Here is a 12181-nt window from a genome sequence, read left to right on the forward strand (position 1 = left end):
TGGCGAACCCTGTACATCCCCACCGGGACCAACAGACAAGGAGCTTCACCATGAACGCCTTCACTCGCAAGCGCATCACGAAAGCCGCCTTCGGCATCGCCGCCTCCGGCGCCCTGATCTTCTCCCTCGCCGCCTGCTCGTCCAACTCGGGCACCGCGACGGACACCTCCTCGACGTCGTCGTCGTCCGCCGAGCCCAGCGCCGCGTCGACGCCCGCCGCGTCGATCGCCGACCTCAGCAACGGCGTCGACACCCAGGTCGCCGTCGACCAGTCCTTCGTCGACGCCATCACCTCGCTCGGCCTGACCCCCGGCGTCGTCGGCACCGCGACCTTCACCGACGGAACCTTCTCGTTCCCGATCACCGGCGGCAACGTCGACTACTACGGCCCCGACAGCGACGTCCGCCCCTACGTCCAGGGCGAGATCGACCACGACGGCTCGGGCCTGTCGCTGACCTCGGCCGACGGCACCGTCGTCGAACTCACCGACTTCCGCATCGACCCGGGCGAGAGCAAGCTCTACGGCACCGTCACCGCCAACGGCGCCGTCGCCGCCGAAGACGCCTACCTCTTCAACCTCTGGGGCGGCACCCTGAAGCCCATCCAGATGGAAGGCTCCAACGCCGTCCTCGAGGGCACCACCGTCCACATCAGCCCCGACGCCGCCGCGCTGCTGAACCAGACCTTCAAGACCGACGCCGTCCAGGACGAGATGCTCGTCGGCGTCGCGAAGATCACCGCCGCCACGGAGTAGTTCCCCCTGCCGGCCGGTTACCCGCCGGCTCGGCCCCTGGGTCGCGCCCCGCTCGGCGAGGTGCGACCCGGAACCCGGGTCGTCTCCGTGACGACGCACCGGCCCTCGCTCCTCGAGGGCCGGTCATCCCGGTGGCCCCCCTTCCGCCTTCGTGCGGGAGGGGGTTTCCTCTGCCCTGGCCCAACCGCCGACCGACGAACGGAACTCCGTGGTCCACCCCGCATCAGCTCTGACTCCCCCGATGCTCCTCGGGCGCCTCCCGACCCATGCCGAAGCAGCGCCGGTCGAGGTGCATCTGCCGCGTTCACGGTTCCCCGTGGCGATCAGCTTCGAGTCGTCGGACACGTGGTCGATCGCCGAGCGCTTCGGCGAGCAGCTCGTCAGTCACGGACGACTCGCCTACCGGGCCGGGGCGTTCGTCGTCCGCACGGCGGCCGGCACGACCCGCTACGGCCACTCGTGGCAGGCCGCCGTCACGGCACACCTCCTCCGCCGCGGCTGACGACGAGCCGTCCACTCCTCTGTCGTGCCGGCGACTCGGCTAGGGGGACGGAGTCGCCACGACGAGCTCGGCGACCTCGACGATCGCGTCGTCCGGCATGTCCGGATAGTAGTTCTCCCGCAGCTGCTCCCCGAAGCGCGTCATGTCCGTCCCCACGGGCTGCCGGGCTCGTTCAGCGGTGAGCTCGTCGAGGCGGTACCTCCGCACGGCGGTGACGTGCCCCGCGAGCGGAGCAAGGGTGGGCCGGCCGTCGAACTCGAACGTCGACGCGCCGACCCGGACCGACTCGCCCCACCGGACCGTGGTCACCTTCTCACCACCGATGATCGCGTCGCGGTGCTTTCGGTGGAAACGGACGACTTGTCGGCATTCATCAGTCATTCGACCAGCCTGCCCGACGCGCGCGCACCAGAGTCAGCCCAGCGTCAGCTGCCCGTCGGCCTCGAGCCACTCGAGGCCCTCGACGACCGCCTGCACCGAGGTGTAGCGCGGGGCGTAGCCGAGCAGGCGGCGGGCCTTCTCGATGCTCATCGAGTGGCTACGCGAGGCGTGTTGCCACGACGCGTCGCCGTGCTCGTCGGACGTCTGGTCTCGGAACTCGGCCCACGAGACGAACCGCAGTCGCGCCTCCTGACCGTGGTGCCGGGCGATCGCCTCGGCGAGCCCACGCAACGTGATCGCTCGCTCGCTGACGACGTGGAACGCCTCGCCGACCACCTGCGAGTGCCGCTCGGCGGCGAGCTGGAAGGCCTGCGCGACGTCGTCGGCGTGCACGTGGTGGACGGTCTCGAGCCCGAGGCCGGGCATCGCGATCTCGCGGCCGGCGGCGAGGGCCTCCCAGACGGAGAGGTCGAGGTTGCCGACCGCGTTGATCATCGGCCAGCCCGGACCGGTGATGTGCCCCGGGTGCAACACGATGCTCTGCACCCCGCCCGGGCGCCGCGACTCGCGGAGCAGCAGCTCTTCGATGGCGGCCTTCTGCGTGCCGTACTTGCCGAACGGGGTGCGCTCGGCTTCTTCGGTGATCGGCACCTCGCGGGACGGGCCGTGCACCCACACCGTGCCGCAGTGCACCAACACGGTGCCCGTACCCTGCAGGGCGTCGACCATCCGCCGCGCCGACGCGACCGTGAAGCAGATCATGTCGATCACGACGTCGGCCCCGAGCCCGGCGATCTCGCCCGCGAACGTGCCGTCGGCGTCGCCCGCCTCGCGATCGAGCAGGAGGCGCGTCACGCGTGACCACGCCGCGTGCGGCCGGTACGGCTCGGAGGCCCCGCGGCTGACGGCGACCACCTCGTGGCCGGCCTGGACCAGTCGCGGGACGAGGAAACCACCGACGTGGCCGGTGGACCCGATGACGACGATCTTCACGACGCCACCGCCGACACGATCGAGAGGGACTGGAGCGGACGGCGGGGACGAGGAGTGGCAGCGCTGCGCACGGCATCGGAGGACATGGCCCGACGCTACCCCGCGCCCCCGACACCGGCGTACCCCGCATGGGGGTCACCCGGCGTCCCCCCAAGTGCCCACTGCGCCCGGTCCCCGGATTCTTCAGACTTCCTATGAGGGGCACAGCGGCTCGTCGGATCACCGGGCACGGCCCGCGACGAGCCACCCGCTCCGCGCGTCCCATCCGGCACGCGCGACCCGACGAGGAGAACCATGACCTTCACCGACCCCCGCGCCCGCGGCACCCGCCGCCGCGTGACGACCGTCTGCCTCGCGGCTTCCCTGACCCTGGGACTCGTCGCCGTGGGCTCCGGCACCGCCGTCGCCGCGCCTCCTGCGTCCGCACCGGCCGCACCCGGCAAGCCGGGCCCCGCGCCGACGCTGCCGGTCGTCGAGGGACCGGTGATGAACTACGTCGTCAACGCGACGAAGGCGAACCCGGGCGCGACCAAGCAGGTCGAGCGTGCGGTCGCCGCCTCCGGCGGCAGCGTCATCGCCGCGTACGCCGATCTCGGCGTGGTCGTGGCGCAGTCGAGCAACACGAACTTCTCCGCCTCGGTGCGCGGCGACAAGGCCGTCTCGTCGGCCGGAGCCACCCGCACCGCCGCGGTCGCCGAGACCGACCCGACCTACGGCGTCGGCACGACGGCCCCCGGCCCGGGCAAACCCGTCAGGCCCGGCCACCCGGGCGGTCCCGGCAAGCCCGGCGGACCGGGACACCCCGGCAAGCCGAAGGCCGCGACCTCGCCCGAGCAGCGACTCGAAGAGGCCACGACCGTCGTCGCCGACCCCCTCGAGGCCCAGCAGTGGGACCTCACGGCGATCAAGGCCGACCAGGCGCACCAGGTCACCGACGGCAGCCGCGACGTGCTCGTGGCCGTGCTCGACTCGGGCATCGAGGGTGACCACCCCGACCTGCAGCCGAACATCGACGTGGCCGCCTCGGCGAGCTGCCTGACCGGGACGCCCGACGCGAGCTACGCCGCCTGGCAGCCCACGACGAGCGACCACGGAACCCACGTGGCCGGCACGATCGCCGCCGCCCGCAACGGCGTCGGCATCGTCGGCGTGGCCCCCGGCGTGACGATGTCGGCCGTCAAGGTCGTCAGCGACGACGGCTTCATCTACCCCGAGGCCGCGATCTGCGGCTTCATGCAGGCCGCCGCGACCGGCGCCGACATCACGAACAACAGCTACTACGTCGACCCGTGGCAGTTCTGGTGCGGCTCGGACGTCGACCAGGCGGCCGTGCTGACCGCCGTGGACCGCGCCGTGCAGTTCACGCAGAAGAAGGGCATCGTGAACGTGGCGGCGGCCGGCAACTCGTCGATCGACCTCGCGAACAAGACCGTCGACACCGCCAGCCCGAACGACACCACGCCGGTGTCCCGGCCGATCGACTCGCGCTGCCTCGACATCCCGACCGAGCTCGACGGCGTCGTCACCGTGTCGTCGACCACCTCGGCGGGGGCGAAGTCGAGCTTCTCGAACTACGGCGAAGGCGTCGTCGACGTCGCGGCCCCCGGCTCGGCGATCCTGTCGACCGTGACCGGCGGCGGCTACGGCACCAAGTCGGGCACGTCGATGGCCTCGCCCCACGTCGCCGGCGTGCTGGCGCTGCTGAAGTCCACCCACCCGCGCCTGAGCGGCACGGCCCTCACCGGTCTGCTCGAGCAGCAGGCGACGGACACCCCGTGCCCGACCGGCACGACGACCTGCACGGGCACCCCGGCCGACAACGGCTGGTTCGGTGAGGGGATCGTCGACGCCCTGGCGGCCGTCACGAGGTAGTGCTGGCGCGCAGCGGGCACCGGACGGTGAGCACCGCGTAGCGAGCACCGCGTAGCGAGCACCACGCCCGACGGGGCGTCCGACCGGCCCGAGCGGCCCGACGGGCGCCCCGTCCTCGCGCGGACGGGGCGCCCGTTCGCCTCTAGGCTGAGCGAGTCCCAATCGGAGGTTCGATGCACACCTGGCCCGGCAACCCCTACCCCCTCGGCGCGACCTACGACGGCAGCGGCACCAACTTCGCGATCTTCAGCGAAGCCGCCAGCAAGGTCGAGTTGTGTCTGTTCGACGACGACGGCACCGAGACGAGGGTCGAGTTCACCGAGGTCGACGCCTACGTCTGGCACGCCTACCTGCCCACCGTGCAGCCCGGCCAGCGCTACGGCTACCGCGTGCACGGCGAGTACGACCCCGCGAACGGCTCGCGCGCCAACCCGAACAAGCTGTTGCTCGACCCCTACGCCAAGGCCACCTGCGGCGAGATCGACTGGGACGAGGCACTGTTCGCCTACACGTTCGGCGACCCCGACTCGCGCAACGACAAGGACAGCGGCCCGCACATGATGCTGGGCGTCGTCATCAACCCGTTCTTCGACTGGCAGGGCGACCGCGCCCCCAAGTACAGCTACGACGAGACCGTCATCTACGAGGCACACGTCAAGGGCCTCACCGAGACGCACCCCGACATCCCCGAGGAAGAACGCGGCACGTACGCCGGCGTCGCGAACCCGGCGATCATCGACCACCTCAAGAAGCTCGGCATCACGACCCTCGAGCTGATGCCCGTGCACCAGTTCGTGCAGGACAACACGTTGCTCGAGAAGGGCCTCAGCAACTACTGGGGCTACAACACCATCGGGTTCTTCGCCCCGCACGCCGCCTACTCGGCCACAGGCGACATCGGCCAGCAGGTGCAGGAGTTCAAGACGATGGTGCGGGTGCTGCACGAGGCCGGCATCGAGGTCATCATCGACGTCGTCTACAACCACACGGCCGAGGGCAACCACCTGGGCCCGACCCTGTCGTTCAAGGGCATCGACAACGCCGCCTACTACCGGTTGATGGACGGCGACCAGCAGCACTACATGGACTACACGGGCACCGGCAACAGCCTGAACGTCCGCCACCCGCACTCGCTGCAGCTCATCATGGACAGCCTGCGCTACTGGGTCACCGAGATGCACGTCGACGGCTTCCGGTTCGACCTCGCGGCGTCGCTCGCCCGCGAGTTCTACGAGGTCGACCGCCTCTCGACCTTCTTCGAGCTCGTGCAGCAGGACCCGATCGTCTCGCAGGTCAAGCTGATCGCCGAGCCCTGGGACGTCGGTCCCGGCGGCTACCAGGTGGGCAACTTCCCGCCGCAGTGGACCGAGTGGAACGGCAAGTACCGCGACACCGTCCGCGACTTCTGGCGCGGCGAGCCCTCGACCCTCGGCGAGTTCGCCAGCCGCATCACCGGCTCGGCCGACCTGTACGAACGCGACGGACGCCGTCCGGTCGCGAGCATCAACTTCGTCACCGCGCACGACGGCTTCACGATGCGCGACCTCGTCAGCTACAACGACAAGCGCAACGACGCCAACGGCGAGGACGGCAACGACGGCGAGAGCCACAACCGTTCGTGGAACTCGGGCGTCGAGGGCGAGACCGACGACGGCGAGATCCGCGCCCTGCGCGAGCAACGCCAGCGCAGCTTCCTGGCGACGCTGCTGCTCAGCCAGGGCGTGCCCATGCTGTTGCACGGCGACGAGCTCGGCCGCACCCAGGGCGGCAACAACAACACCTACGCGCAGGACAACCAGATCAGCTGGATCGACTGGCCGAACGCCGACCGCGACCTGATCGAGTTCGTCGCCGAGGTCATCAAGCTGCGTCACGACCACCCGACCTTCCGTCGCCAGCGCTACTTCAACGGCCGCCCCGTGACCCGCGGCGAGGGCGAGCCCCTGCCCGACATCGTCTGGTTGACGACCGAGGGCGACGCCATGCAAGAGGGCGAGTGGAACGAGTCCTACGCCAAGGCGATCGGCATGTTCCTCAACGGCAACGGCATCCGTGGCCGTGACGCCCGCGGAGGTCGCATCACCGACGTCAACTTCGTCCTGTACTTCAACGCCAGCGCCGAGACCGTCACCTTCGTCCTGCCGCCCGACGAGTACGCCCAGGGCTGGGAGGTCGTCGTCGACAGCACCGTGACCGCTCCCCCGCCGCCGGCGAGCGCCGCTCCCCGCACCCCGACGGCCACACGCGCCGCCACCACCCCCCAACCGCCCTCGACCCCGCAGTCCCTCTCGGCCCTGCGGGCCGGCGACCGACTCCCCGTGGTGGGTCGCTCGCTCGTCGTCCTGCGCGCCACGGCCGAGGAAGAACTGTGACCCGACACGAACCGACCATGCACCCGCGCTCGACGTACCGACTCCAGGTGCGCGCCTCCTTCGATCTGGACGCGGCCGCCGACCTGGTGCCGTACCTGCGTGACCTCGGTGCCGACTGGGTCTACCTGTCGCCGATCCTCGCCGCCGAGCCGGGCAGCGACCACGGCTACGACGTCGTCGACCACAGCCTGGTGGACCCCGAGCGCGGCGGTGCCGAGGGCCTCGACGAGCTCTCGACGCGTGCCCACGCCGAGGGCCTCGGCGTGCTGGTCGACATCGTGCCGAACCACGTCGGCGTCGCGACCCCGAAGGCGAGCGTCTGGTGGTGGGACCTCCTGACCCACGGCCGCGCGTCCCGCTACGCCGACGCGTTCGACGTCGACTGGGCCGCGGGTGCCGACAAGGTCCTGCTGCCGGTGCTCGGCGAGCCCGCCGCCGCGGACGGCTCGATCGACGGCCTCACGGTCGACGGCGACGAGCTGCACTACTACGACAACGTCTACCCGATCGCCCCGGGCACGAGCTCTCCCGGCGACGACGCCGCCACGGTGCACTCGCGCCAGCACTACGAGCTGGTGCACTGGAAGCGAGCCGACACCGACCTCAACTACCGTCGCTTCTTCGCGGTCAACACCCTCGCGGGCATCCGCGTCGAAGACCAGGGGGTCTTCGCCGAGTCGCACGCCGAGATCGGCCGCTGGTTCTCCGAGGGCCTCGTCGACGGTCTGCGCGTCGACCACCCGGACGGCCTCGCCGACCCCAAGGGCTACCTCGACCTGCTCGCCGCCCTGACCGGCGACGCGCACGTGCTCGTCGAGAAGATCCTCGAGGGCGACGAGCGCCTGCCCGAGGACTGGGCGACGGCCGGCACGACGGGCTACGACGCCCTGGCCGACCTCGACCGCCTCTTCGTCGACCCCAACGGAGTACCCGCCCTCGACGCCCTCGACGCACGCCTGCGCCGGGCCCGCGGGGTCGACGCCGACGAACACGCCGCCGGGGCCGACGAGACGACCGGCGACGAGCCCGTCGACTGGCACGAGATGATCCTCGGCACGAAGCGCGGCATCGCCGACGGCATCCTGGGCAGCGAGATCAACCGCCTCGCCCGGCTGATCGCCGAGGGCGGCACCGTCGACCCGTCGGTGGTGGACGCGCTGGCCGAGCTGGCCGCGGCCTTCCCGGTGTACCGCAGCTACCTGCCGCAGGGTGCCGAACGGCTGACCGAGGCCGCCAAGGTCGCCACGAGCCACCGCCCCGACCTCGCCGACGCCGTCGCGCGCGTCGTCGCGGTGCTGCGCGACGAGTCGCACCCCGCCTCGGTGCGCTTCCAGCAGACGAGCGGCATGGTCATGGCCAAGGGCGTGGAGGACACCGCCTTCTACCGCTACAGCCGCCTGGCGACGCTGACCGAGGTGGGCGCCGACCCGAGCGAGTTCTCCCTCGCGCCCGACGAGTTCCACGCGCGTCAGCAGGTCCGCCTCGCCGAGCGCCCGTTCGGCATGACGACCCTGTCGACGCACGACACGAAGCGCAGCGCCGACGTCCGCGCCCGCATCTCGGTGCTGGCCGAGGTCGCCACCGAGTGGGCGGCGACCCTCGAGCGCCTGCGCGAGCTCGCTCCGGTCGGCGACGGCCCGTTCGAGAACATCCTCTGGCAGACGATCGTCGGCTCGTGGCCCGCGTCGCGCGAGCGCCTGCACGCCTACGCCGAGAAGGCGTCCCGCGAGGCGAGCACGTCGACCAGGTGGACCGACCGCACCGACGAGGCCGAGGCCTTCGAAGAGCGGATGCACGCCGCGGTCGACGCCGCCTTCGACGACGACGAGGTGCGTCACGAGGTCGAGCGCATCGTCGACGTCCTCCGCGCACCCGGCTACAGCAACGCGCTCGGCGTGGCGCTGATGCAGCTCACCGGCCCCGGCAGCCCCGACGTCTACCAGGGCGGCGAGCTGTGGGACTTCTCGCTCGTCGACCCCGACAACCGACGCGAGGTCGACTTCGGGCTGCGCCGGCGCCTCCTGGACGAGGTCCGCGGCGGGGCGACGCCGGCGGTCGACGACACCGGTGCCGCCAAGCTCGTCGTGACGCACCACGCCCTGACGCTGCGCCGCGACCGACCCGACCTGTTCACGCGGTACGCCGCGCTCCCGGTCTTCGGTGAGCAGGCCGCGTCGGCGGTCGGCGTCGACCGCGGCGGGGCGCTCGCGATCGCGACCCGTCTGCCCGTCGCGCTCGAGCAGGCCGGCGGCTGGGACGACACCGTCGTCCTGACCGCAGGAGGCGCGTACCGCGACGTGCTCACCGGCCGCCGGCACGAGGGCGGTCGCCTTCGCCTGGCCGACGTGCTCGACACGTACCCCGTCGCCCTGCTGATCCCCGCAGAGGACTGACCCCGCCGGGTCGCGCCGCGTCGCGCCCGACTACCGTCGCCCCCGGCGACACGTCACGACATGCCGCTCACCTCCTGATGTGAGCGGCATGTCGTGCCTTCTCGACCTCCCCTCCCCCGCCCCTTCCGAACCCGAGGAGACCGATGAGCGTCTACGACGTCTGGGCCCCTGAAGCGACCACCGTGCACCTACACCTCGACGGCGAACTGCTGCCGCTGACGGCCGAGGCCGACACCGGCTGGTGGCGCGCCCCCGCCGACCTCGACCGGGGCCCGGGTCACCGCTACGGCTTCGTGCTCGACGGCGGCGACTCCCCCGAGGGCGAGACGCCGCTGCCCGACCCCCGCTCGCGTCGCCAACCCGACGGCGTGCACGGGCTCAGCGAGACCTACGACCCGCGCGCCTTCGCGTGGACCGACGACGCGTGGACCGGCCGCCAGCTGGCCGGCTCGGTCGTCTACGAGCTGCACGTCGGCACCTTCACGCCCGGAGGCACCCTCGACTCGGCGATCGAGAAGCTGCCGCACCTCGTCGACCTCGGCGTCGACCTGGTCGAGCTGTTGCCGGTCAACGGCGTCAACGGCCGCTGGAACTGGGGCTACGACGGCGTCGACTGGTTCACGGTGACCGACAACTACGGCGGCCCCGAGGCGTACCAGCGCTTCGTCGACGCCGCACACGCGGCCGGCCTCGGCGTCGTGCAGGACGTCGTCTACAACCACCTCGGCCCGTCGGGCAACTACCTGCCCCTGTTCGGCCCGTACCTGTCGAGCAAGCACGCCAACACCTGGGGCGACAACGTCAACCTCGACGACGACGGCGCCCACGAGGTGCGCGAGTTCATCCTCGACAACACGGCCATGTGGCTCGACGACTACCACGTCGACGGTCTGCGCCTCGACGCCGTGCACGCGCTCAAGGACGACAGCGAGGTCCACCTGCTGCAGGAACTGGCCGAGCGCACCGCCGCCCTCAGCAGCCATCTGCGCCGCCCGCTCTCGCTGATCGCCGAGAGCGACCTCAACGATCCGCGTCTGGTCACCCCGCGCGACGGCGGCGGCTTCGGCCCCGACCACCGCCAGGGCTACGGTCTCGACGCCCAGTGGAGCGACGACTTCCACCACGCCGTGCACGTCGCGCTCACCGGCGAGACGACGGGCTACTACGCCGACTTCGAGCCCCTCGGCGCCCTCGCGAAGGTGTTGACCAAGGGCTTCTTCCACGACGGCACCTGGTCGTCGTTCCGCGAGGCGACGCACGGGCACCCGGTCGACACGGAGCACATGCCGACCTGGCGCCTCGTCGTGGCCAACCAGAACCACGACCAGATCGGCAACCGGGCGATCGGCGACCGCCTGGCCGCGACGCTCGACGACGGGCAGCTGATCATCGCCGCCACGCTGACCCTGGCCGGCCCGTACACCCCGATGCTCTTCATGGGCGAGGAGTGGGGTGCCTCGACCCCGTGGCAGTTCTTCACCTCGCACCCCGAGCACGACCTCGGCGAGGCGACCGCGAAGGGCCGCATCGCCGAGTTCGCGAAGATGGGCTGGGACGAGTCGTCGGTGCCCGACCCCCAGGAGCCCTCGACCTTCGAGAACAGCAAGCTGGACTGGTCCGAGCTCGAGGCCGGCCGCCACGCGGTCCTGCTCGACGCGTACCGCCGCCTCGGCGCCCTGCGCCGCAGTGAGCCCGCACTCACCGACCCCCGCTTCGGCGAGACCGGCGTCGAATACGACGGCGACGCCCGCTGGCTCGTGCTCACGCGGGGCGACCTGCGGATCGCGATCAACCTCGCCGACCGGGAGGCGCGGGTCGCGGTGAGCGCCGAGACCGTCCTGTTCGCCAGCGACGAGTCGATCGTCCCGGGTGCGAGCCTGCTGCTGCCGGCGCACTCGGTCGCGATCGTCCGCTGACGCCGGGAAGGGACGACGCAGGCACGGATGACGCGCGCCCGGGGCTGACCACTCCGGGCGCGCGCGTGCCGCCTTCCGACTAGCGCGTCGACACGTCGCCGCTCACGGGCCCGACCCGGTGCGAGGTGGCGCGGACGCTCGGCAGGCGACGGTGTCGCACGACCAGCTCGACGACGGCGCGGGACCGTCGCCGCAGACCCCACAGGGTCACCTTGGTCAGCGACTCCCGGACGATCGAGCCGCTCATCTTCGAGGCGCCGTGGATGCGCTCGGTGAACGTGATCGGGGTCTCGACGACTCGCAGGCCCGCCTGCAGCGCGCGCCAGAGCAGATCGACCTGGAAGCAGTAGCCGCGCGACTCGACCCGGTCGAGGTCGATCCGGCGCAGCGCCGACGACCGGAACACCCGGAACCCGCCGGTCGTGTCGGCCACCCGGATACCCAGGGCGCCGCGCGTGTACCAGCTGCCGCCGCGGCTGAGCAGCTTCCGACGCAGCGGCCAGTTCTCGACGGCGCCGCCAGGCACCCACCGCGAGCCGAGCACGAGGTCGTTCTCGCGCAGCAGCTCGAGCATGCCGGGCAGGTACTCGGGGTGGTGCGAGCCGTCGGCGTCCATCTCGACGAGGGCGTCGTAGCCGCGCTCGAGTCCCCAGGCGAAGCCGGCGAGGTAGGCGGCGCCGAGGCCGGCCTTCTCGGTGCGGTGCATCACGTGCACGCGGGGGTCGCGGTCCGCGTAGGCGTCGGCCAGCTCCCCGGTGCCGTCGGGCGAGCCGTCGTCGACGACGAGCACGTCGACCGAGGCACCGGAGGCGAGGGTGCGCCCCACGATCCAGTCGAGGTTCTCGCGCTCGTTGAAGGTCGGGATGATGACGAGGGCGTCGTTCATGGTGGGGTCCTTTCCCGTCGGGTGGGAGTCGGAGGTGTCGGGTGTTCGGGTGTCGGGTGTCGGTGTTCGGGGCGGGTCGGGGGCCCGGAGGTCAGGAGGCGCGGCGCGGTC

General features: G+C 71.6%; 9 protein-coding genes. 6 read left to right on the forward strand and 3 right to left on the reverse strand.

Translation table 11 applies throughout. The features are described 5' to 3' along the window. The first annotated feature begins 50 nt into the window (after positions 1 to 50). Together BIV04_RS12805 and BIV04_RS12810 are read left to right on the forward strand one after the other, a co-directional pair. Entirely contained in the window at positions 51 to 755 is a 705-nt protein-coding gene (locus tag BIV04_RS12805; protein ID WP_071256684.1) for a hypothetical protein, read from the forward strand. A 316-nt stretch (positions 756 to 1071) separates the two neighbouring features. Then, positions 1072 to 1257 carry a hypothetical protein gene (locus tag BIV04_RS12810; protein WP_071256685.1) on the forward strand — a complete coding sequence of 62 codons (186 nt, stop codon included), beginning with the start codon at positions 1072 to 1074 and terminating at the stop codon, positions 1255 to 1257. Between the two features lie 39 nt (positions 1258 to 1296). Here BIV04_RS12810 and BIV04_RS12815 read toward each other — a convergent pair whose 3' ends face one another. Next, positions 1297 to 1638: a hypothetical protein gene (locus tag BIV04_RS12815; RefSeq protein ID WP_071256686.1), complete on the reverse strand. Its 342-nt coding sequence runs from the start codon at positions 1636 to 1638 to the stop codon at positions 1297 to 1299. Between the two features lie 33 nt (positions 1639 to 1671). Further along, positions 1672 to 2631 (reverse strand): NAD(P)-dependent oxidoreductase, encoded by a 960-nt coding sequence (locus BIV04_RS12820; RefSeq protein WP_071256688.1) that lies wholly within the window; start codon positions 2629 to 2631, stop codon positions 1672 to 1674. Between the two features lie 294 nt (positions 2632 to 2925). Between BIV04_RS12820 and BIV04_RS12825 the strand changes: the two genes are divergently transcribed. From BIV04_RS12825 to treZ, 4 genes are all read left to right on the forward strand, one after another. Further along, complete coding sequence (locus BIV04_RS12825) at positions 2926 to 4503, forward strand: S8 family serine peptidase (RefSeq protein ID WP_071256690.1); 1578 nt, start codon at positions 2926 to 2928, stop codon at positions 4501 to 4503. A gap of 173 nt (positions 4504 to 4676) precedes the next feature. Continuing rightward, positions 4677 to 6875: a glycogen debranching protein GlgX gene (glgX, locus tag BIV04_RS12830; RefSeq protein WP_082454504.1), complete on the forward strand. Its 2199-nt coding sequence runs from the start codon at positions 4677 to 4679 to the stop codon at positions 6873 to 6875. A 17-nt stretch (positions 6876 to 6892) separates the two neighbouring features. Next, entirely contained in the window at positions 6893 to 9268 is a 2376-nt protein-coding gene (gene treY, locus BIV04_RS12835) for a malto-oligosyltrehalose synthase (RefSeq protein ID WP_071256859.1), read from the forward strand. Between the two features lie 143 nt (positions 9269 to 9411). Beyond that, a complete protein-coding gene (gene treZ, locus BIV04_RS12840; RefSeq protein WP_071256692.1) occupies positions 9412 to 11184 on the forward strand; it encodes a malto-oligosyltrehalose trehalohydrolase in 1773 nt (590 codons plus the stop codon). A 79-nt stretch (positions 11185 to 11263) separates the two neighbouring features. On the opposite strand, the gene BIV04_RS12845 is transcribed toward treZ, so the two are convergent. After that, complete coding sequence (locus BIV04_RS12845; protein WP_071256694.1) at positions 11264 to 12070, reverse strand: polyprenol monophosphomannose synthase; 807 nt, start codon at positions 12068 to 12070, stop codon at positions 11264 to 11266. Between the last annotated feature and the right edge of the window lie 111 nt (positions 12071 to 12181).

The organism is Frigoribacterium sp. MCBA15_019 (genome assembly GCF_001864945.1).
In the GTDB taxonomy this organism is placed as follows: domain Bacteria; phylum Actinomycetota; class Actinomycetes; order Actinomycetales; family Microbacteriaceae; genus Frigoribacterium.

Bases quoted from the DNA above. Each gene is read 5' to 3' on its own strand.
- treZ (WP_071256692.1), top strand. From the start codon at position 9,412: ATGAGCGTCTACGACGTCTGGGCCCCTGAAGCGACCACCGTGCACCTA.
- treY (WP_071256859.1), top strand. From the start codon at position 6,893: ATGCACCCGCGCTCGACGTACCGACTCCAGGTGCGCGCCTCCTTCGAT.
- glgX (WP_082454504.1), top strand. From the start codon at position 4,677: ATGCACACCTGGCCCGGCAACCCCTACCCCCTCGGCGCGACCTACGAC.
- BIV04_RS12815 (WP_071256686.1), bottom strand. From the start codon at position 1,638: ATGACTGATGAATGCCGACAAGTCGTCCGTTTCCACCGAAAGCACCGC.
- BIV04_RS12825 (WP_071256690.1), top strand. From the start codon at position 2,926: ATGACCTTCACCGACCCCCGCGCCCGCGGCACCCGCCGCCGCGTGACG.
- BIV04_RS12845 (WP_071256694.1), bottom strand. From the start codon at position 12,070: ATGAACGACGCCCTCGTCATCATCCCGACCTTCAACGAGCGCGAGAAC.
- BIV04_RS12805 (WP_071256684.1), top strand. From the start codon at position 51: ATGAACGCCTTCACTCGCAAGCGCATCACGAAAGCCGCCTTCGGCATC.